Source organism: Ancylobacter aquaticus (assembly GCF_004339465.1).
Classification (GTDB): Bacteria; Pseudomonadota; Alphaproteobacteria; order Rhizobiales; family Xanthobacteraceae; genus Ancylobacter; species Ancylobacter aquaticus.
In genome coordinates this window covers 965539-984923 of sequence record NZ_SMFY01000001.1, presented here as the reverse complement: position 1 = coordinate 984923, position 19385 = coordinate 965539, and the positions used below count along the sequence as shown (strand labels likewise).

19 protein-coding genes and 1 tRNA gene are annotated in these 19385 nt (G+C 68.2%); 7 read left to right on the top strand and 13 right to left on the bottom strand.

What is annotated here, in order from left to right:
* Positions 1–737 precede the first annotated feature (737 nt).
* Complete coding sequence (locus EV667_RS22520; RefSeq protein WP_165901549.1) at positions 738–1013, top strand: tyrosine-type recombinase/integrase; 276 nt, start codon at positions 738–740, stop codon at positions 1011–1013.
* Positions 1014–1098: 85 nt separating this feature from the next.
* Here the strand turns inward: EV667_RS22520 and EV667_RS04595 are convergent.
* From EV667_RS04595 to EV667_RS04585, 3 genes are all read right to left on the bottom strand, one after another.
* Positions 1099–1175 (bottom strand) — tRNA-Arg (locus EV667_RS04595).
* A gap of 381 nt (positions 1176–1556) precedes the next feature.
* Positions 1557–2888 carry a glycoside hydrolase 5 family protein gene (locus tag EV667_RS04590; protein ID WP_131834100.1) on the bottom strand — a complete coding sequence of 444 codons (1332 nt, stop codon included), beginning with the start codon at positions 2886–2888 and terminating at the stop codon, positions 1557–1559.
* A 37-nt stretch (positions 2889–2925) separates the two neighbouring features.
* A complete protein-coding gene (locus tag EV667_RS04585; RefSeq protein WP_131834099.1) occupies positions 2926–4521 on the bottom strand; it encodes a sensor histidine kinase in 1596 nt (531 codons plus the stop codon).
* Positions 4522–5003: 482 nt separating this feature from the next.
* Here EV667_RS04585 and rpmH point away from each other — a divergent pair, with 482 nt between their 5' ends.
* The 5 genes from rpmH to EV667_RS04560 all read left to right on the top strand — a co-directional run bounded on the left by rpmH (position 5004) and on the right by EV667_RS04560 (position 9316).
* Positions 5004–5138: a 50S ribosomal protein L34 gene (gene rpmH, locus EV667_RS04580; RefSeq protein ID WP_018389439.1), complete on the top strand. Its 135-nt coding sequence runs from the start codon at positions 5004–5006 to the stop codon at positions 5136–5138.
* Positions 5139–5203: 65 nt separating this feature from the next.
* Entirely contained in the window at positions 5204–5605 is a 402-nt protein-coding gene (gene rnpA, locus EV667_RS04575) for a ribonuclease P protein component (protein WP_131834098.1), read from the top strand.
* On the top strand, positions 5602–7434 hold the full coding sequence (yidC, locus tag EV667_RS04570) for a membrane protein insertase YidC (RefSeq protein ID WP_131834097.1): 1833 nt from the start codon (positions 5602–5604) through the stop codon (positions 7432–7434). Before rnpA ends, yidC begins: the two co-directional genes overlap by 4 nt.
* A 19-nt stretch (positions 7435–7453) precedes the next feature.
* A complete protein-coding gene (gene yihA, locus EV667_RS04565) occupies positions 7454–8128 on the top strand; it encodes a ribosome biogenesis GTP-binding protein YihA/YsxC (RefSeq protein ID WP_131834096.1) in 675 nt (224 codons plus the stop codon).
* A gap of 114 nt (positions 8129–8242) precedes the next feature.
* On the top strand, positions 8243–9316 hold the full coding sequence (locus EV667_RS04560; RefSeq protein WP_131834095.1) for an NAD(P)-dependent alcohol dehydrogenase: 1074 nt from the start codon (positions 8243–8245) through the stop codon (positions 9314–9316).
* 153 nt (positions 9317–9469) lie between these two features.
* Here the strand turns inward: EV667_RS04560 and EV667_RS04555 are convergent, their stop codons facing one another.
* The 10 genes from EV667_RS04555 to EV667_RS04510 all read right to left on the bottom strand — a co-directional run bounded on the left by EV667_RS04555 (position 9470) and on the right by EV667_RS04510 (position 18275).
* On the bottom strand, positions 9470–9793 hold the full coding sequence (locus tag EV667_RS04555; protein ID WP_131834094.1) for a helix-turn-helix domain-containing protein: 324 nt from the start codon (positions 9791–9793) through the stop codon (positions 9470–9472).
* A gap of 112 nt (positions 9794–9905) precedes the next feature.
* Entirely contained in the window at positions 9906–10370 is a 465-nt protein-coding gene (ptsN, locus tag EV667_RS04550; protein ID WP_131834093.1) for a PTS IIA-like nitrogen regulatory protein PtsN, read from the bottom strand.
* A 91-nt stretch (positions 10371–10461) separates the two neighbouring features.
* Positions 10462–11067 carry a ribosome hibernation-promoting factor, HPF/YfiA family gene (gene hpf, locus EV667_RS04545; RefSeq protein ID WP_131834092.1) on the bottom strand — a complete coding sequence of 202 codons (606 nt, stop codon included), beginning with the start codon at positions 11065–11067 and terminating at the stop codon, positions 10462–10464.
* A 204-nt stretch (positions 11068–11271) separates the two neighbouring features.
* Positions 11272–12888, bottom strand: a complete 1617-nt coding sequence (gene rpoN, locus EV667_RS04540; protein WP_131834091.1) for an RNA polymerase factor sigma-54 — start codon at positions 12886–12888, stop codon at positions 11272–11274.
* Between the two features lie 57 nt (positions 12889–12945).
* The gene (gene lptB / locus EV667_RS04535) at positions 12946–13839 is read right to left on the bottom strand and encodes an LPS export ABC transporter ATP-binding protein (protein WP_425359015.1); all 894 of its coding nucleotides are present in this window, start codon (positions 13837–13839) and stop codon (positions 12946–12948) included.
* A gap of 358 nt (positions 13840–14197) precedes the next feature.
* Complete coding sequence (locus EV667_RS04530; protein ID WP_131834089.1) at positions 14198–14857, bottom strand: LptA/OstA family protein; 660 nt, start codon at positions 14855–14857, stop codon at positions 14198–14200.
* Between the two features lie 47 nt (positions 14858–14904).
* Positions 14905–15708 carry a hypothetical protein gene (locus EV667_RS04525; protein ID WP_245515966.1) on the bottom strand — a complete coding sequence of 268 codons (804 nt, stop codon included), beginning with the start codon at positions 15706–15708 and terminating at the stop codon, positions 14905–14907.
* Positions 15709–15852: 144 nt separating this feature from the next.
* The gene (locus EV667_RS04520; protein ID WP_131834088.1) at positions 15853–16485 is read right to left on the bottom strand and encodes a ribonuclease D; all 633 of its coding nucleotides are present in this window, start codon (positions 16483–16485) and stop codon (positions 15853–15855) included.
* Positions 16486–16579: 94 nt separating this feature from the next.
* A complete protein-coding gene (gene ubiA / locus EV667_RS04515) occupies positions 16580–17536 on the bottom strand; it encodes a 4-hydroxybenzoate octaprenyltransferase (protein WP_131834087.1) in 957 nt (318 codons plus the stop codon).
* Between the two features lie 4 nt (positions 17537–17540).
* Entirely contained in the window at positions 17541–18275 is a 735-nt protein-coding gene (locus EV667_RS04510; RefSeq protein ID WP_245515965.1) for a hypothetical protein, read from the bottom strand.
* 129 nt (positions 18276–18404) lie between these two features.
* On the opposite strand from EV667_RS04510, the gene EV667_RS04505 reads away from it, so the two are divergent.
* On the top strand, positions 18405–19172 hold the full coding sequence (locus EV667_RS04505) for a 16S rRNA (uracil(1498)-N(3))-methyltransferase (protein WP_131834086.1): 768 nt from the start codon (positions 18405–18407) through the stop codon (positions 19170–19172).
* Positions 19173–19385 lie beyond the last annotated feature (213 nt).

Sequence of the window (19385 nt, the reverse complement as noted above, 5' to 3'; positions counted from 1 at the left end):
ATCACGCGATAGCGACACTCAGCGCAGGGGCAACGGTGGAGGGCGGCGGCTGTGGCCTGGTGCGCCTCATCCAAAAAGGCGAAGCGCGTCGTCCGCGTTCGCGGCTATCGAAGCGCGCCAGACGGCGGGGGCTCCCGTCAATCCGGCCACGCTTGCAGTGGATCTCGGCGCCGATTGGCTCCAGCCCTTGGAGGGGCTGGGCCTGACGCTGAGCCGGTACATCGCGCGTTTGGCGACCGCGCCGGCTCCTACTGTAATGATCCGTCCTCACGCCCGCGATGTGCGCGACTTCGGTGCGCTGCGGCTCCTCTCCGGCGCCGTGGCTGAGGCCGCGACAACGGGCGGCATGCCGGGCGATCAACTCACCCGCATTTTTACCGCCGCTGATGAAGCGCGCGCCCTCGTTGTCGAGCGAGAGGGCGCGCGAAGGGCGGCGGGCGACGTTCCCGGCGCCCTCGTTGAACGGGTGGCCGCCCGTCCTTGGCGCTGGCCGTCACGCTGCAGTTCGACCTCAGCATGCGGCAGGGCGACGTAATCGGGAAATGGTCGCGCGACGAGGGCGAAGGTGAACCCCGGTGGCACGGCGGCCTGACGTGGAGCCACATCGAGGACGGCGTGCTCGTCAAGCGGACGAACAAGACCGCGACCAAAGTCGAGCACGATCTAGCACGTCTTCCCGACACCCAGGCCGAGATAGCCCGCGTACCGCCCGAGCGCCGTGTGGGCCCGATTATCCTGTGCGAGGGACGGGACTGCCCTACAAGCGCCGGCTCTACGCCGCCGAATTCCGGCGCGTCGCCCGCCTTGCCGGGATCCCCGATGACGTGTGGAGCATGGACGCGCGCGCCGGCGCGGTGACGGAAGCGCTCGATGCCGGCGCCGACGATTCCGACGTGATGAACACGGCCGGGCACACTCAGGTCAGCACCACGCACCGCTACAATCGCAGCTCGCTCAAGAAGACCGGGCGCGTCGCCGACCTTCGCATTGCGAGCCGCAAGAACAGCGCGTGAACCGGGCCGGGAACGCGATGGAGAACGTTATCCGAGAGAGACAGCCGCCAAGCGGCACAAGGTCTTGATATCTCTCGTAGAAAAGTGGCGCGCCCGAAGAGATTCGAACTCCTGACCCCCAGATTCGTAGTCTGGTGCTCTATCCAGCTGAGCTACGGGCGCCCGGCTTCCCGCCGGTGAAGGAGGAAGCCTGATCGCGGCGGCTGGCACCGAGGTGATGGCCGACTGCGAGGGCCCGTCTGCTACCCCGTTTGCGCGCACTTGGCAAGACGTGGCGACAACGAAGCGCGCTATCCACAGGCTTCGACCGTTTTCGCGACGTCCTCGATCGCCGAGGGCGCAGCCGCTCGCCTGGCCGTTCCTGGCTCTAGCACAACCCGGGAAGGCGAGCCGGCACTGGCGCTGTTCACCGGGAAATCACCGGCCCGCGCGTCGCGCCGGCGGCAGGCACGCCGGCTCCGGATGGCCGCACGACACGGCGAAAGACGGCCCGCCTTATAGATGGGGTGTGCCTTGCGATCCGAGACCCGCCCCGCGCCTGCGTCACCGCACCTCGAACGGCATGTTCGCGGTCGCGCCGGCGCCCTTGCCGTCGCGCAGCTCGACGAAAACCCGGTAGGCGCCCGGTTTGAGGTCCGAGACCCGTGCTCCCGAGGGTCCGCTCTGGCGCACCGCATCGGGAAAAAGCTTCGGAACCTGTTCGGGGTCGCCACCCACGCCACGGTCGACGCTCTCGGCCATGACGAACCAGCGCACCTCCATCAGGTCGCCATCCGGCTCGACGGCGTCGAGCGTGAAGGCGCCCTCCTCATCCGCGGCCCAGGCGGCAAAGGGGGCGCTCGGGTCGCCCGCCACCCGCAGGGAGGCGATGCGGGGCGCCTGGTTGCCGCCCGGCGGCTGGCCGCCCCAGGCCTGGGCCATGGCTTCCGCCGCCTCCAGCCAGACGCCATCGGGCAGCAGCAGGCTGTGCCAGCTCGGTGTCACCTCCTGCTTCTGGCCCCAGAGAAAGACGATGGCGCCCGCCCCCTGCTCCTCCAGCGCCGGGAGATAGCGGCGCAGCTGGATCGCCTTCTGGGTCGAACTCGGCTCGAAGGGGGCGCCCCAGGGGGCGTGGGCCGCCTGCCACTGGCCGAGCGCGCCGAGCTCGGTGATGATGATCGGCCCTTCCCAGCCCTGCCGGCGCGCCCGCTCGACCACGGAAGGGAGCGCGTCGCCATAGGAGTTGAGGCCGAGCACACGGATGCTGGGCGCCGCCTTGCGCAGCTTTTCCACCTTGTCGGTGCCGGTTTCGGCCAGCACGGCGAGCGGGGGATGGGCGGGATCGACCCGGGCGACCATGGCGGCCACGTCCTCGATCTCCGGCCACACCGCCGAACCGTCGGCGAGTTCCACCTCGACCTCATTGCCGATGCCCCACATCAGCAGGGCGGGATGCTCGCGATATTTCGTCACCACGGCTTCGAGCTCCGCCAGTTGCCGGGTGCGGAAGGCCGGGTCGGTGTAGTCGGCGCCCTGCCGGGGCTGGCCAACCCATAGCCCGGCGATCACCTTCAGCCCGAGCTTGCCGGCTTCGTCGAGCAGCGGGCCGGGGTCCTCGCCATAGCTGCGCACCGTGGTGGCGCCGAGGCCCGGCAGCACCGCCAGTGGCCCGTCGCCGGCGACGCCGCGCACCGCGAAGGGCTGGCCATCGACTTGGATCGCGCCACCGGACACGGTGACGGTGGCCGGCCGGGCATCCGGCGCGCCCGGCAGCACCGGCGTGGCAAGGTGAGACTGACTGTGGGCAGCGGACGTCGCGAGGAGGGGCATGCAGGCCGCAAGGCCGGCAATAAGGCTCCGGCGGCTGACGCCGCTGCGCTTGGTCACTCTCTGCATTCAGCAATGTCCTGTGGTTATGCCCCCGCCCGCGACCTCAACCGTAGGAGCGCAGCGCCCGATGGGCGTCGAGATCGACCGGGCGGTCAGGTACTCGCAGCTGGAAGGTGGCACCGATCGTGCCGGGCACCAGCTGCACATCGCCGCCATGGGCCTGCATCAGCTCGGCGGCGATGGCGAGGCCGAGGCCGGTGCCGCCACGGCTTACCGAGCCCTGGAACGCCTCGAACAGGTGTGCCTGCGCGCGCTCGGGCACGCCCGGGCCGGTATCGGCGACCTCGATGATGACGATGGCGCCCTCGCGCCGGCCGGTGATGCGGATCTGGTCGCGCGCGACATCATTGGGCGCGCGGGCGCGCAGCGCCTCGATCGCGTTGCGGCAGAGATTGAGCAGCACGCGGAACAACTGGTCGGGGTCGGCATCGACCATCAGGTCGCGGTCGACCGATTCGACGAAGCCGATGCCGGTGCCGTCTTCCCCCGCGCCGAGACCGAGCGTATCGCGCACCTCCGCCACCAGCGGGGCGAGCGCCACCATGCGCCGCTCCGGCGGCGGCTCCTGCGCCTTGCCATAGGCGAGCGTGTGTTCGCAATAAGCGATGGCGCGGTCCAGCGCCGCCTCCAGCTTGGGGGCGAATCGCTGCACCGCCGGGTCGCGTATGTCGGCGAGGCGGTCGGAAATCAGCTGCACCGAGGCCAGCAGATTGCGCAGATCGTGGTTGATCTTCGACACCGCGAGGCCGAGCGCGGCGAGATGGTTCTTCTGCTGCAGCGTCTCGGCGATCCGGCGCTGCATCGTGGTCAGCTCGCGCTCGGCCTGGCCGATCTCGTCCAGCCGCCGGTCGTCCTCGAACTCCAGCACCGGCAGGGCCGGGTTGAGCCGGAAGGCGACCATACGCTGGGTGAGGCGACGCATCGGCCGCACGAACATCCAGGCAAGCCCGAGATAGACCAGCGCGCCGGTGAGCGCGGCGATGACCAGCGACACCAGCAGCACATTGCCGGTGAAGCGCAGCATCGCCTTGCGCAACGGCGTCTCGCTGATGACGATTTCGACAAAGCCGCCCCCGCGCGGCGGGGTGCCGACGGCGCGAATCACCCGGCCATCCGGGGAAAGCAGCGTATCGAACGCCTCCCGCACCGCCTGCCACGGCCCCACGTCGCGCACATCGGCGTGGTGGTCGACCTCGGGTGGCATGTCGGAGGAGGCGAGGAGCCGGCGCGTGTTGTCGCGCTTGAGCGCCACGGTGATGGCGCCAACGCTGCGCAGCAGTTCCTGTGTCAGCTGCGGCGAAATCATGCCGTCCGGCGCGGCGTCGAGCACAAGGGCGGCGGTACGCGCGGAGGCCAGCCTGTCGGACAGCCAGTTGAGACGGTACGCCGCGACCGCAGGCACCAGAATCAGCACCTCCGCGAGCAGCACGAAGGCAAGTGTGAAGGCCAGAAGCTTGCCAGACAGGCCGAGATGGAAGCCACGACCTTCGCAGAGGCGCAGCGCAGCGGGGTCGCCTGCGACACCGAAGTCCATGACGCCCGACGGCAGCCCCCCGCCGCCAGGACGCGCGCGATCACCGTCCGCCGGGACGGCGGGCACGGTGACGCCATCGGTCCCGGCTTGCGAACGCTTCTTCATGCCAAACAACGTTTCTTCCGCTCCCGCGCCCCTCCCGGGCCCCGACTCGCGCCATCGGATGGGAGGATTACGGCAGGGAAACGACGCCGGATCAGGAAGGCACGCGCCTGTCCTCGTCCCCGGCCTGCCTCCCGCGCCCGATCACATTCATGTAAGGCGTCGACGCGCCGTTGCCAGAGGCGCCCGGATGCCGGCGCTTTTACGTTACCCTGTGCCGCTCCGTTTTCCTCTGCGCGGACACGCGCCAGCTCGCTCCCAGAACGTCAGAGCGGGAGTGGCGCACGGAGGTGGATTGGCGGACGCAACCGGGATTGGCGCATTGACTTGGGCAGGAGTGCCCCCTATAAGCCGCCCAACCACGGCTGCCCTGCCGTTGGAGTGCTTCCCGCATCTGCGTTTTTCGCCCCGGCTGGTTCCGTGGCGTACCGGAACGGGAACCTTCCGGTACCAGGGCGGCAGATCGAACAAGCGGAGAAAGACCCGTGAAGCGCACTTATCAACCGAGCAAGCTCGTGCGCGCCCGTCGGCACGGCTTCCGTGCGCGCATGGCGACCCGCACCGGCCGCAAGATCATCAATCTGCGCCGTGCTCATGGCCGCAAGCGCCTGTCTGCCTGATTTCGTCTTTCGGCCCCGTATGGCTGGGGCACGCTGCCCGGCTGCCTGAGGATGGGCGCCCTGCCATGCACCGGCTCGTCAAGCGCAAGGACTTCCTGGCCGCAGCGTCCGCGCTGCGTGCCAATTCGGGACCGTTGCTGCTCCAGGGGCGCGACCGCGCCGACGAGGCGCCGGCCCGCATCGGCCTCACCATCACCAAGAAACACGGCAATGCCGTGGTGCGAAACCGAATCCGCCGGCGCCTGCGCGCGGCGGCCCGCGACGCCTTGCCACGCGCGGCCAAGGACGGTTTCGACTATGTGATCGTCGCCCGGCGCGCTGCGCTCGGCACGCCTTTCACCGCCCTCATCCACGACATAGAGCGGGGAATCGCCCGCCTTCACTCAGGAAGCCGGCGCCCGCCGAAGCCTGCGCGCGCCGACGCCGCGCAGCGCCCGCCGCGCGCCGACGGAGAGCCCCTGCCATGACGTCCGAAAACCGCAATATGATTGTCGCCATCGTCATGTCGATGGCGGTGCTCATTGCCTGGCAGTTCTTCTCCGGTGTACCGCAGATGGAGCAGCAGCGGCAGCAGGCCGCGCAGCAGCAGGCGGCCCAGCAGGCCGGCGCGCCCGGCCAGGCCGGCACCGAGGCCGGCTCGCAGGCTCCCGCTCCCGGAACCGCGGCCCCCACCGCAACTGGCACCGCGCCGCGCGCGATGACCCGGGCCGAAGCGCTGGCCCGCACGCCGCGCATCGCCATCGAGACCCCGAGCGTCATCGGCTCCATCGCCCTGCGCGGCGGACGCATCGACGATCTGTCGCTGAAGGGCTACCACGAGACCGTCGACAACAGCAGCCCGATCATCGTGCTGCTCTCGCCCTCGGGCGGGCCGAACCCGTTCTACGCCGAATTCGGCTGGGTGCCGGGCGCCGGCGCGACCGTCGCGGTGCCGGCCGGCGATACGCTGTGGACCGCCCCGGAAGGCGCCCGCCTGACGCCGGAGACGCCGGTCCTGCTCACCTGGGACAATGGCGCAGGCCTCACCTACCGCCGCACCCTCTCCATCGACGCCAATTACATGTTCCATGTGCTCGACGAGGTGGAAAACACCACTGCCGAGCCGATCGCGCTGCACCCCTATGCGCTGGTCTCCCGCCACGGCACGCCGCACACGCTGGGCTACTACATCCTGCATGAGGGCCTGATCGGCGTCACTTCCGAGGGCGGGCTGCACGAGATCAAGTACCACGACATCGCCGAGACCCGTAGCCAGACCTTCCCCTCGGTCGGCGGCTGGCTCGGCATCACCGACAAGTACTGGGCCGCAACCATCATTCCCGGTTCGGAAGAAAAGGTGCAGGCCCGGTTCTCCGCCGCGCAGACCGGCAATGACCTGACCTACCAGACCGACTTTCTCGGCGATGCCGTCACCGTGGCGCCCGGCGCCAAGGCTTCCACCGATGGTCGTCTGTTCGCCGGCGCCAAGGTGGTGCAGTTGGTCGACAGCTATCAGGCCCAGTACAATATCGACCGCTTCGACCTGCTGATCGACTGGGGCTGGTTCTATTTCATCACCAAGCCGCTGTTCCTGGTGATCGACTGGATCTATCGCTTCGTCGGCAATTTCGGCGTCGCCATCCTGGTCGTCACCGTGCTGCTCAAGGGCATCTTCTTCCCGCTCGCCAATAAGAGCTACGCCTCGATGGCGAAGATGAAGGCCGTGCAGCCGGAAATTGCATCGCTGCGCGAGCGCTTCGGCGACGACCGCGTCAAGCTCCAACAGGAGATGATGGCGATCTACAAAAAGGAGAAGATCAACCCGGTCGCGGGCTGCCTTCCGATCCTGATCCAGATCCCGGTCTTCTTCGCCCTCTACAAGGTGCTGTTCGTCACCATCGAAATGCGGCATGCGCCGTTCTTCGGCTGGATCCGCGATCTCTCCGCCCCCGACCCGACGACCATCTTCAACCTGTTCGGCCTCATCCCGTGGAATCCCGCCTCGGTTCCGGTGATTGGCGCCTTCCTGATGCTCGGCGTGTGGCCGATCATCATGGGCATCACCATGTGGGCGCAGATGAAGCTGAACCCGGCCCCGCCGGACCCGACGCAGAAGATGATCTTCGACTGGATGCCGCTGGTCTTCACCTTCATGCTGGCCTCGTTCGCCTCCGGCCTGGTCATCTACTGGGCATGGAACAACACCCTCTCGGTGATCCAGCAGTCCATCATCATGCGCAAGCACGGCGTGAAGATCGAATTGTGGGACAATGTGAAGAGCGTTTTCGTCCGTAAGAAAAAGCCGAGTGCCGGCTGATGCGGGGGAACTGAACGCCATGGAACAGGCCGACGATACGTCCGCCGCGTCGGCCTTCACGGCGGACGAGATCGAAGCCGGGCGACGCCTCTTTGCCGGTGAATGGGCCTTCCTCACGGCGGCGCCCACCATCGCCACGCTGCCGCCCATGCGCAGCATCGAGATCGCCTTTGCCGGCCGCTCCAATGTCGGCAAGTCGAGCCTGGTCAACGCGCTGACCGGGCGCAAGGCGCTGGCGCGCACCTCGGTGACTCCGGGGCGCACGCAGGAACTGATCTTCTTCGGCCTCGGGCCGGAGCTGACCCTGGTCGACATGCCGGGCTACGGCTTTGCCAAGGCGCCGAAAGACAAGGTCGACGCCTGGACCGCCACCGTCCACGCCTATCTGCGTGGGCGGGCCAACCTCGCCCGCGTCTTCGTGCTGATCGATTCCCGCCATGGGCTGAAGCCGATCGACCGCGACGTGCTGGACGGGCTCGACAAGGCCGCCGTCTCCTATGCCGTGGTGCTGACCAAGGCCGACCAGCTCCGGGCGGACGAACTGGTGGAACGAGTGGCGGAGACGCAGGCCGGCCTTGCCAAGCGTCCGGCGGCCTTTCCCATCGTCTTCCCGACCTCCAGCCGCGAGGGCTTCGGCATCGGGGATCTCAGGGCGGCGGTGATCCGGCTGATGGCCGAACGCGGCATAGGCTGACCCCCGCGTCGGTCGAGCCGGCCCCGGTCGATTGATCGCCGGCTTTTGACACCTGTCATGGCAACTCCCTGTCGGGCGCGCGAGGCTCGCGCGCGCCAACAGCAGGAGACAGCCATGCCCCGGATGAAAGCCGCCATCTTCATTGAGCCTGGCCGCATCGTTCTCGACGAGAAGCCGATTCCCGATGTCGGGCCGCTCGACGCGCTGGTGCGGATCACCACCACCACCATCTGCGGCACCGATGTGCATATCCTGAAGGGCGAATATCCCGTCGCCCGAGGACTTACCATCGGCCACGAGCCGGTGGGCATCATCGAGAAGCTCGGCTCGCAGGTGACAGGCTTTTCCGAGGGCCAGCGGATCATCGCCGGCGCCATCACCCCGAGCGGTCATTCCTATGCGTGCCTGTGCGGCTGTGGCTCGCAGGACGGGCCGGCTATGAAGCACGGCTTCAAGCCGATGGGCGGCTGGAAATTCGGCAACACCATCGACGGCACGCAGGCCGAGTATGTCCTGGTGCCCGACGCCCTCGCCAATCTCGCCCCCGTGCCGGACGCGCTCTCCGACGAGGAAGTGGTGATGTGCCCGGACATCATGTCCACCGGCTTCTCAGGCGCCGAGAGCGGCGCGGTGCAGATCGGCGACATGGTGGCGGTGTTCGCGCTCGGCCCCATTGGCCTGTGCGCCGTGGCGGGCGCGAAGCTGAAGGGCGCTACCCGCATCATCGGCGTCGACACCGTGCCCGAGCGGCTCGCCATCGCCCGTCAGCTCGGCTGCAGCGACGTTGTAGACTTCAGGCAGGGCGACGTAGTCGAGCAGATCATGGCGCTGACCGATGGTCGCGGCGTCGACGTCGCGATCGAGGCGCTGGGCACGCAGGGCACGTTCGAAAACGCGCTTAAGGTGCTGCGCCCCGGCGGCACGCTGTCCTCGCTCGGCGTCTATTCCACCGATCTGACCATCCCGCTGGGAGCGTTCTCGGCGGGGCTGGGCGACAACAAGATCGTCACCACGCTCTGCCCCGGCGGCAAGGAGCGCATGCGGCGGCTGATCGACGTCATCGCTTCCGGCCGCATCGACCTCAAGCCGCTGGTCACGCACCGCTTCAAGCTGGACGACATCGAGGCGGCCTATGACCTGTTCGCGCACCAGCGCGACGGCGTGCTGAAAGTGGCTATCACGCCGTAGAAAGACAGTAGCCACTCTCTCCCTCTACCCGTCGGGGAGCGGGTTGGTGTGAGGGGCCATCCACCGCAGGGGCATCCCACTCACCCGCCACCACGCGGCGACCTCCCCCCGACGGGGAGAGGTGAGGACAGAGGTGCGGGCGGCAGAACACACCTAGCCATCATTGGCCGAAGAGAGCTGCTCCGCCGGGATATAGCCCCCCTGCTGGCGTATGCGCAGGCCCGGCCCGCCGCCGGAACTTGCCTGGCCGGGCGCCAACAATTCGACGCCAGCCTCCTCCAGCGCCCGCAGCACACGCCCCGCCTCGCCGGGGTCGAGGTCGTCAACCGCCTCGCCGCCGCGCTCGAAGGCCTCCAGCCAGGCGGGCGTCACCCGCGCCTTCCCGGCGAGTTCGGCGGCGCTCCAGCCGAGCAGGGCGCGTGCGGCCCGGCACTGGCCGGCGGAAAGGGCAAGGCTGGCGGAAAGGGTTTGGGGCATGGCACGGCTCCTCACGGACGACTTATGACCCGTCTGAGGTAGGGTGCCGGACGGCGAAAGTCATCACCCGCCCGCACCGAACCCGGCGCGCGATTCCGCTCGCAGGGGCGATCTACGCCGCGTCAGTGGCCGGCGTGCCGGTCAGCAGGGTGTGGATTGCCTGCGCGTCGCGGCAATGGCGCAGCTTGCGGGCGGTCTCCGGGTCGCGCAGCAGCCGGGCCACCCGCGCCAGAGCCTTCAGGTGATCGGCCCCCGCCGCTTCCGGCGCCAGCAGCAGGAAGATGAGGTCGACCGGCTCGCCATCCAGCGCCTCGAAGTCGATCGGCCGCTCCAGCCGGGCGAACATGCCGAACAGCTTGTCCATCTTCGCCAACTTGCCGTGCGGAATGGCGATGCCATTGCCGACGCCAGTGGAGCCGAGGCGCTCGCGTTGGTTCAGCGTCTCGAAAATCTCCCGTTCGTCCCGCTTCAGCAGCCCCGCCGCATGGGCAGAAAGCTCCTGCAGGGCCTGCTTCTTGCTGCCGACCTTGAGGGTAGGAAACACCGCGGAGGGTGTCAGAATATCGTTCAGAGCCATGAGACGATCCGCGGCGTGGCGACCCGGGTCGGGGCGAGACGAAGCGCGCGAACCGCTTCAGCAGCCGCGCGCTTCCCATGAGGCAGGGTGATCAATGGATTTCTTCCGCCAAGGCGCTGGCCGGTGGGTCCACCCAGCCGACATGACCGTCCCCGCGCCGGTAGACGACGTTGATGCGGCCATGGCCGGCATGGCGGAACACGAGGGCGGTAGCGCCGGTGAAATCGAGCTCCAGCACCGCGTTGCTCACCGAGAGGCGCGGCAGGTTGGCGGTCGCCTCGGCCACGACGGTCGGGCACCAGCCTTCGGCCGGCTCCGCGTCCTCGTGGTCGGGTGTCGAGAACACGGTGAGCGGAACGGTCTCGGCGCCCAGCGCCGGCTCACCCGCGCCGTCACCATTGCCAGCGCGGCGCTTGACCCGGCTCTTGTAGCGTCGCAGCCGCGTCTCGATCCGCCCTACGGCGGCATCGGCGCTGGCGTACGGGTCCTGCGCGTCCGCGTGGGCCTGCAGCACCGTCCCGCTGTCGAGATGCAGTGCGCAGTCCGCGCGATAGCCGGAGCCCTCGCGGGCCACGGTGACGTGGCCGGACCAGCCACCGTCGAAGTACTTGTCCATCGCCCCGGCGACGCGATCGGAAACGCGCTGCCTGAGAGCTTCACCCACGTCGAGATTTTTTCCTGAAACCCGCAGCGGCATCGTGACTAGTCCCTCTGCTGGGGCGGGACGGGAAGCGTTCGCGAAATCGCCCCTCGCCCTGCCCGAACCCCCTACATGCCCGGCCGGTGCCACTAAGAGGTATGAGCCGCGAGGGAAAGTGTCAACGAGGGGCGGTGGACAGCGTACGCGAAGGTTGTGTGAAGCGGGTGCGAAACCATTCCGACACCCCGCGCGCCGGCCTGCTCAGCCGGCGGAAACCGCCGCCTGTTTCTCGCGCCGACGCTGCACGGAGGAGGGAATCCGCATCGCCTCGCGATATTTCGCCACCGTGCGGCGAGCAATGTCGATGCCCAGCTCGCGCAGGCGCTGCACCAGCGTGTCGTCGGAAAGGACGTCGTCGGGGCGTTCCGCCTCGATCATCTGCTTGATGCGAAAGCGCACCGATTCCGCCGAATGCGCCTCGCCCCCGTCAGAGGACGAAATAGAAGACGAGAAGAAATACTTCATCTCGAAGATTCCGCGTGGCGTCGCCATGTATTTATTGGACGTCACCCGCGAGACGGTTGATTCGTGCATGCCGATGGCGTCGGCCACCATGCGCAGGTTCAGCGGCCGCAAATGCTGCACGCCGAGCGAAAGGAAAGCGTCCTGCTGGCGCACGATCTCGGTCGCCACCTTGAGAATGGTGCGGGCGCGCTGGTCGAGCGAGCGGGTGAGCCAGGTCGCCGTCTGCATGCAGTCGGAGAGAAAGGCCTTTTCGCGCTCATTGCGGGTGATCTTCTGCACCCGGGCATAATAGGCCTGGTTGACCAGCACCCGTGGCAGCGTCTCGGAATTAAGTTCCACCAGCCAGTTGTCGGTGGCGCCGCGCACGAAGACGTCCGGCACCACCGGCTGGATAATCCCGGAGCCGAAGGCGAGGCCAGGCTTGGGGTTCAGCCGGCGGATTTCGCCGACCATCTCGGCGAGGTCCTCGTCGTCGACGCCGCACACGCGCTTCAGCGTGGCGAATTCGCGCCGGGCCAGCAGTTCCAGATGGGCGAGCAATGCCGCCATGCAGGGGTCGTAGCGATTGCGCTCGCGCAGCTGGATGGCCAGGCACTCCGCCAGCGAGCGCGCGCCGATGCCGGGCGGGTCGAAGGTTTGCACCACGGCCAGCACCTTCTCCACCGTCGCCGCCGGGGCACCGAGCCGTTCAGCGACGCCGGCGAGGTCGGCGGCGAGATAGCCGGCCTCGTCGATGAGGTCGATGAGGTTGAGGCCGATGAGACGCTCGACCGGATCGCTGACCGCCAGCACCAGCTGGGATTCGAGATGGTCGGCCAGCGAGGTCTCGGCCGAGACGAAGGCTTCGAGATTGTAGCCCTCGGAATCCTGCCCGCCGCCGCCCGTTCCGGTCCATTCGGAATAGGACGGCCCCTCGCTGCTGGGAGAGGGCGCTACCGGCTCGCGGCCGGCATCGTCGGGGAAGACATTCTCCATGCCGGTGTCGAGCCGGTCCTCGATGGCGCTGCGGCTGGTGTCGAGCCGCTCTTCCAGCCAGTCCGAAACCCGCTCGTCGCGGCCGTCACGCTCGTCCCGCCCGTCCCGCTCGCCAGCGGCTTCCGCCCGCGGGTCGAGATCGGCATCGCTGGTACGCTCGCGCACAGCGCCGGCATCGGCCTCGCCCTCACCCGCTGCCGCGCGCTCGCCCTCGGGCTCCGCCTGACGCTCCAGCAGCGGGTTGCGCTCCAGTTCCGCTTCCACATAGGCCACGAGATCGAGATTGGAGAGTTGCAGCAGCTTGATCGCCTGCATCAGCTGCGGCGTCATCACCAGCGACTGGGTCTGGCGGAATTCGAGACGCGGACCTAGCGACATGGCGCGCACTCCCCACGGGCGGCGGCAAAGGAGGCGATTGGCGAGGCGGGGCCCATGCTACAGACGGAACTCCTCGCCGAGATAGAGGCGACGGACCTCTTCGCTCGCCACGATTTCATCGGGCGAGCCTTCCATCAGCACCGAACCGGAATGGATGATGTAGGCGCGGTCGATGAGGCCCAGAGTCTCGCGCACATTATGATCGGTGATCAGAACGCCGATTCCGCGCTCCGTGAGCTGGCGCACCAGCGCCTGGATGTCGCCGACGGCAATCGGATCGATGCCGGCGAAAGGCTCGTCCAGCAGCATGAAAGTGGGGCGCGAGGCCAGTGCACGGGCGATTTCGACACGCCGCCGCTCGCCACCGGAAAGGGCGATGGAGGGCGATTTGCGCACATGGGTAACGCGGAATTCCTCCAGCAGCTGGGTCAGCTGGCGCTCACGCTCGCGGCGGTTCGGCTCCACCACCTCCAGCACGGCGCGGATGTTGTTTTCCACCGACAGGCCGCGAAAGATCGAGGCTTCCTGCGGCAAATAGCCGACGCCGAGGCGGGCGCGGCGGTACATGGGCAGGTGGGTCACGTCGTGGCCGTCGAGCTCGATGCGTCCGGCATCGGCCTTAACGAGCCCGGTGATCATGTAGAAGATGGTGGTCTTGCCGGCGCCGTTCGGCCCCAGCAGGCCCACCGCCTCGCCGCGCCGCACATGCAGGCTGGCCCCGCGCACGACCTGGCGGCCGCCATAGCTCTTGGCGAGGCCCACCGCGTTCAGCATGCGCTGTTCGCCGGCCATGGGCTCGGGCGTGCGGAACGCCGTCACGGCGGGCATTGCCGGAGCGCGGCCGGCCTCGACCACGCGGCCGGGAGCGGACATGACTGCCGGCGCCTCGCGTGGTGCCTGCAGGTCCGCCGTCAGCGCCGCTTCAAAATCGGCCTGGAAACGGGCCTCGATGTCATCGGCGCCGGGCGCCGCCTCTGCAGGCCTGCCGAAACCGCGCACCGGCGCGGACGCTGACCCGGAACGCTGAGACGCTGCCTTGCCGCGTCCGACGATCGTCGAGAAAAGTCCCACGCGCACCCTCCGTGGTGAGATCACCACCCGAAAGGTGATAAACGTTCGGCGCGCCGCTGGCAAATCGCGATGCAAGAACTGGGCCGAAATGGGGGCGGAGTCAGGCAAAACCCGGAAGCGGGTGTATGCATACCCATGAGCAATGGTGGAGCGCCGCAGCGCACCAACCGGGAACGACATCCGGCTCGCAGGCGGGCGACGCCAGATGCGAACCCGTGACCCGCAGGCTCCGCAAGCGTTACGGTGCCGGTTTGGGCTTGGCCGCCGGGGCGGCCGGCTTGGCGCCAGGCAGGCCGCCGCCGCTGCCCATGCTGTTGGGCACGATCAGGCTCTCGATACGGCCGCCATCGAAGCGCGACAGGCCGCTGGTCAGGTCGACGGTCAGCCTCTTGCCGCGAATGACGTTCGGCCCGGAGGTGAGCACGACGGGGTTTCCGGTGAGGGTGATGGTGTTCGCCTTGGTCTCGAACACGCCCTGGTCGCCAGTCGCGGTCTGCTCCTTGGTGGTCACGACCACCGAACCATTGATTTCAAGCCGGCGGATGGCGGAAGAGTTGATCGGGCTGCCGGCGGCCAGCGCCTCGCCGGAAGGCGCCGCCGCCTCCTTGCCGCCCGCTTCCTTGCCGTCATAGAAAACGACGAGTTCCTTGCAGCGCATGGTGGTGTCGCCCTGCTGCACCACCACATTGCCGCTGAACACCGCCTGCTTCTGCTGGTCGCGCACTTCAAGGCTGTTGGCGTTGATGCGGATCGGCGCATCGCGATTCGCCGCGAAGCCCTGAAGGGCATTCGGCACATTATTGCCTTGGGCCAGAGCCGCAGGCGCCAGCGGGCCGAGGCACGCGGAAACGAGAAGGGCGGCGAGGCCGGCACGGGTGAAGGCGCGGGGCGTGTTCATGCCGACATGTCTAGCCGCCCCGCGCCGACGGTTCAATGAGGGTGCCTTCACGGTGTGGTTCCAGGGACGCCCGCCCCGGGGGCGACCCCCTCGGCCGGCGCAGGCGCAGCCGCGCCTGGAGCTGCCCCTTGCCCGCCATTGGCCGCCTGCCCCTCCGCTGCCGGCATTTTGAAGTCCAGCTGCACATTGCCGACCAGCAGCGCGCGCGAATCCTTCTGCGACACCTCCAGCGTGTCGGCGGTCAGCTTGCCGTCGAGATAGGTCAGCTCCACCGGGCTGTTCGACATCATCTTGCCGCCCTTGATGTCGATCGAGGCCTCCTTCAGCCGCCCGCCATAGCCGGACGAGGTGTCGAAGGACACGCCGCCATCCAGGGTAAGATTTTCGGTCTCGGTATCGTAGCTGCCGCCGATGGCGGTGAGGTTGGCCCAGCCCTTGTCCGCCAGTTCCAGCTTCGCCTCGATCTTGTCGAGGGTGATGCGGTTGGGCTGGGTCAGGTCCTGCGAGGCGGAGATCGCGGAAACATTGTAGCCGCGATTATCGGCGGTGAAGCCGTGCAGGCGGGGGAATTCCATCTTCACCTGCGTGCCCGACAGCGACACCCGCCCGAGATCGAAGGGCAGGTCGACGGCGAGGGTGAAAGGGTCGAGATAGTTGATCGCCACGGTGGCGCCGAGCGCCAGCACCACGCCGAGCGGCAGCGCGACGCGAAAGAACCGCACCCGGCGGCTGTGGCGCCGGGCGTTCTTGAACAGCTGCGCCTGCGAGCGGTCATGAGTCGCTGCGCGGCGCGCCACCGGCTCGCTCGCTTTCGCGCCCCGTGTAACGGGGGGTTCGACATGCTTGTTCATGCGCGACGGTTCATCCCCGACTGACGGCCGTCCTCCGCACCCCTGGCCGCCGCTCAAGATGGCGGCTTCCGACCGAAGGCGCAAGCCGGAGCGGCCGCACGCTCCCCACTCGCCCGAGAAGCCGGCGATTGTCGGGCGGTGCGCTCACATATGCGCGAAAATATCCTCGTCCGGCCATCCCGCGAGGTCGAGCTTGGCGCGGGTCGGCAGGAATCCGAAGCAGGCCTGCGCCAGCTCGCCGCGTCCCTCGCGCGCCAGCATGGCGGCGAGCCTCGCCTGCAGCGCGTGCAGGTGCAACACGTCGGAGGCGGCGTAGTGCAGCTGCGCGTCGCTCAGTTCCTCGGCCGCCCAGTCCGAACTCTGCTGCTGCTTGGAGAGGTCGATGCCGAGCAGCTCGCGCACCAGTTCCTTCAGCCCATGCCGGTCGGTATAGGTGCGGGTCAGTCGCGACGCGATCTTGGTGCACCACACCGGCGAGACCGTGAGGTCGAACGTCTTGCCGAGCACCGCCACGTCGAAGCGGGCATAGTGGAACAGTTTCACGATGCGCGGGTCGGTGAGCAGCTTTTCGAGGTTCGGCGCGCTGCCCGGCCCCGCCCCGGCGGGAATCTGCACCACATCGGCGGTGCCGTCGCCCGGCGACAGCTGAACCACGCACAGCCGGTCGCGGTGCGGCTTGAGGCCGAGCGTCTCGGTGTCGATGGCGACGAAGGGCGCGTTTTCGGGAGTATAGCGGGCGAGATCGACAAGATCGCCGCGATGCAGGCGGATGCTCATGGGAACCGTAGGTTTAAAAGGTTTGCGCTGCTTACCACCACCTGCCCCGCCGCAGCAACCTCCCGCTTGCCCACAGGGCCGGGCGGGCGGCGCGTCAGGCCAGCAGCGCGTCGGCGAGGAGGCCGGCGAGCAGAACCAGCCCGGCATCGCGGTTTGAACGAAACAGGCGCAGGCACAGCGCGCGGTCGTCAATGTCGAGCCGGCCTATCTGAATGGCAAGCTGCACGGTGAAGATGCCGAGCCCGCCCCACGCCCATGGCCCCGCCCCGGCCATCCCCAAGGCAAGGCCGATCAGCACCACCGCCGCGCCATAGAGCCCGACCAGCCATTTGCGGGTGTCGCCGGCGAACAGCAGGGCGGAGGATTTCACCCCCACGATGGCGTCGTCCTCGCGGTCCTGATGCGCATAGATGGTGTCATAGCCCACCACCCAGAGCACCGAGCCTGCATAGAGCAGGAAGGCCGGGGCCGGCAGCGCTTCCACCAGCACGGCGAAACCCATCAGCGCGCCCCAGGAGAAGGTGAGCCCTAGCACCAGCTGCGGAATCCAGATCACCCGCTTCATCAGCGGATAGATCGCCACCAGCCCGAGCGAGGACAGCGCCACCCAGATGGCGAAACCCGGCAGGCAGAGCAGCACCACAAGCCCGGCCAGGCCCTGCAGCGCAAGAAAGACCAGCGCGCCGGTAAGCGTCACCTGCCCGGAGGGCAGCGGGCGGGAGCGGGTGCGCTCCACCCTGCCGTCAATGTCGCGGTCGAGAATGTCGTTCCAGGTGCAGCCGGCGCCGCGCATGGCCACCGCGCCGATGGCGAAAAGCGCCGCCCACGCCGCAGCATGCCCAAAGGCCGGCGTGCCGTTCGCCGCCTGCATGCGCAGGGCGAGCGCCAGCGACCACCAGCAGGGAATCAGCAGAAGCCAGCTACCGATCGGCCGGTCAGCCCGGGCAAGGCGGAGAAAGGGGCGCAGCGCGGCGGGCGCATAGCGATCGACCCAATTGCCCGCTGAATCGGCCGGGGCCGGCGCGACGGGAGACGGCGCGGCGGTCGTCATCGGTTCAGCGCAGCGCGTCGCCACCGAGCGTGTCGAACACGCCGCCCGGAGGAGCTTCCATCGTCGGCAGCCCGGTCGACAGGCCAAGGCCCGCGGACACCGAGCCCTGGGCCGGCGGGCCGCTGGGGCCGGCACCGGCGCCGCTCTCCTGCATCTTTGCCACTTCGCAGACGCGGTTGCGCGTCGAGTTCACAGAGGTGACGTTCTCCTTGAACTTCGACAGCACATCGTCCGGCACGCCGCATTTGGCCTTGTTGGTGCTGAGGAAGGAATAGAAGGCCTGCTGCGCGTTGGCGAAGGTGCGGAACATCGGGCACAGCTCGCTGGGCGGAAGCTTCTTTTTCGAGGCGGCCTGCAGGGCCCCGCCGCGCTTTTCGAGGTCTTCGCGCAGCTTGACAACCTGTCCCTGGCACTCGGCCGCGTTGGGATTGGCCTGCTGCTGCGGCGCGCTCACGCCGGGGCTGGAGGAGAAGCCGGGAGCCGGCTGACCAATGCCGGAGTTGAAGCCGGGAGCCGGCTGGGCGGCGCTGGGGCTGAAGCCCGGGGCCGGCTGGGCCGACGGCTCGGCCTGCGGCGGCGTAACCGTCACCGTGCCAGAGGAGGCGCCGTCGGTCGAACCACCGGGCGCGCCGATCCATTGGGCGCTGGCCGGAAGCGTGCCCAGCAGGCCGACAAGCGCGAGCCCCGCCAGGGTCGCCAGCGCGGAGCCCGCCCGCAGGCGCATCGAGTGACTGTTCAAAGGCCAATCTCTCATCAGGAGGTCGATCGGTGCCGTGTCGTTGACCAAGCGTGATACAGAGGCATTAAAGATTGGGCAACATCACGGCGCACGCGATATTGCCTGCAAATTCCGGATAAAAATCGACCCATGACCCGCGCTCACGACGATTCCACAGCCGAGCCCTATGATTTTCGCGCCCAGCGGCTCTTCGTCGATGACGCCCTGGCCGAGGGTGCCAGCATCAGCCTCGACCGCGACCGGGCGCATTATGTCTCCGATGTGATCCGGCTTCCGGTGGGCGGACACCTTCACCTCTTCAATGGCCGCGATGGCGAATGGCGCGCGGTGCGCGAGGCGGGTGGGCGGCGCGAGGTGCTGCTGCGCTGCGAGGCGCAGCTGCGGCACCAGTCGGCACGGCCCGACCTCGATTATGTCTTCGCCCCGCTCAAGCATGCGCGGCTCGACTACATGGTGCAGAAGGCGGTGGAGATGGGCGCCGGCCGGCTGGTGCCTGTGATGACCCGCCGTACCCAGGCGACGCGCGTCAACACAGAGCGCATGCGCGCCAATGTCATCGAAGCCGCCGAGCAATGCGGCATCCTCACTCTGCCCGAGGTGCTGGAGCCGGTCGCGCTGCCGCGCTGGCTCGCCGACCTGCCGCCCGAGCGCACGCTGGTTTTCTGCGACGAGGCGGCGCCGCAGGCCGACCCGCTGGCGCCGCTGCGCGCGGCCATCGCCGGCCCGCTCGCCGTGCTGATCGGCCCGGAAGGCGGCTTTGCCGACGAGGAGCGCCGCCTCCTCGCCACCCGCCCCGGCGCCATCGTGCTGTCGCTCGGTCCGCGCATATTGCGCGCCGACACCGCCGCCGTGGCGGCGCTCGCTCTGGTGGAAGCCGCCCGACAAACGCTGCGCTGACGGCGCCGAAACCCGGCCAGAACACCTTCAGCCCACGAAAAATATATAATAAAAATCATTTCTTAAATCGAACAACTATAATGAGATCTAGAATACTTACTTTTTTAAAGGTCACATTCCCGTCTTACTTTTTCACCATCCCTCACCCGCCTCTTGGCTAGCCGATTCACCGTCGGCTAAGCTTCGCGATAGAGGCCATCCGGGATTGAATGC

What these genes read in the sequence shown, in the direction of transcription:
- EV667_RS04590 (WP_131834100.1), bottom strand. Translation starts at nt 2,888, where the DNA reads ATGCAGAGAGTGACCAAGCGCAGCGGCGTCAGCCGCCGGAGCCTTATT.
- EV667_RS04585 (WP_131834099.1), bottom strand. Translation starts at nt 4,521, where the DNA reads ATGAAGAAGCGTTCGCAAGCCGGGACCGATGGCGTCACCGTGCCCGCC.
- rnpA (WP_131834098.1), top strand. Translation starts at nt 5,204, where the DNA reads ATGCACCGGCTCGTCAAGCGCAAGGACTTCCTGGCCGCAGCGTCCGCG.
- yidC (WP_131834097.1), top strand. Translation starts at nt 5,602, where the DNA reads ATGACGTCCGAAAACCGCAATATGATTGTCGCCATCGTCATGTCGATG.
- yihA (WP_131834096.1), top strand. Translation starts at nt 7,454, where the DNA reads ATGGAACAGGCCGACGATACGTCCGCCGCGTCGGCCTTCACGGCGGAC.
- EV667_RS04560 (WP_131834095.1), top strand. Translation starts at nt 8,243, where the DNA reads ATGCCCCGGATGAAAGCCGCCATCTTCATTGAGCCTGGCCGCATCGTT.
- EV667_RS04555 (WP_131834094.1), bottom strand. Translation starts at nt 9,793, where the DNA reads ATGCCCCAAACCCTTTCCGCCAGCCTTGCCCTTTCCGCCGGCCAGTGC.
- ptsN (WP_131834093.1), bottom strand. Translation starts at nt 10,370, where the DNA reads ATGGCTCTGAACGATATTCTGACACCCTCCGCGGTGTTTCCTACCCTC.
- hpf (WP_131834092.1), bottom strand. Translation starts at nt 11,067, where the DNA reads ATGCCGCTGCGGGTTTCAGGAAAAAATCTCGACGTGGGTGAAGCTCTC.
- rpoN (WP_131834091.1), bottom strand. Translation starts at nt 12,888, where the DNA reads ATGTCGCTAGGTCCGCGTCTCGAATTCCGCCAGACCCAGTCGCTGGTG.
- EV667_RS04530 (WP_131834089.1), bottom strand. Translation starts at nt 14,857, where the DNA reads ATGAACACGCCCCGCGCCTTCACCCGTGCCGGCCTCGCCGCCCTTCTC.
- EV667_RS04525 (WP_245515966.1), bottom strand. Translation starts at nt 15,708, where the DNA reads ATGAACAAGCATGTCGAACCCCCCGTTACACGGGGCGCGAAAGCGAGC.
- EV667_RS04520 (WP_131834088.1), bottom strand. Translation starts at nt 16,485, where the DNA reads ATGAGCATCCGCCTGCATCGCGGCGATCTTGTCGATCTCGCCCGCTAT.
- ubiA (WP_131834087.1), bottom strand. Translation starts at nt 17,536, where the DNA reads ATGACGACCGCCGCGCCGTCTCCCGTCGCGCCGGCCCCGGCCGATTCA.
- EV667_RS04505 (WP_131834086.1), top strand. Translation starts at nt 18,405, where the DNA reads ATGACCCGCGCTCACGACGATTCCACAGCCGAGCCCTATGATTTTCGC.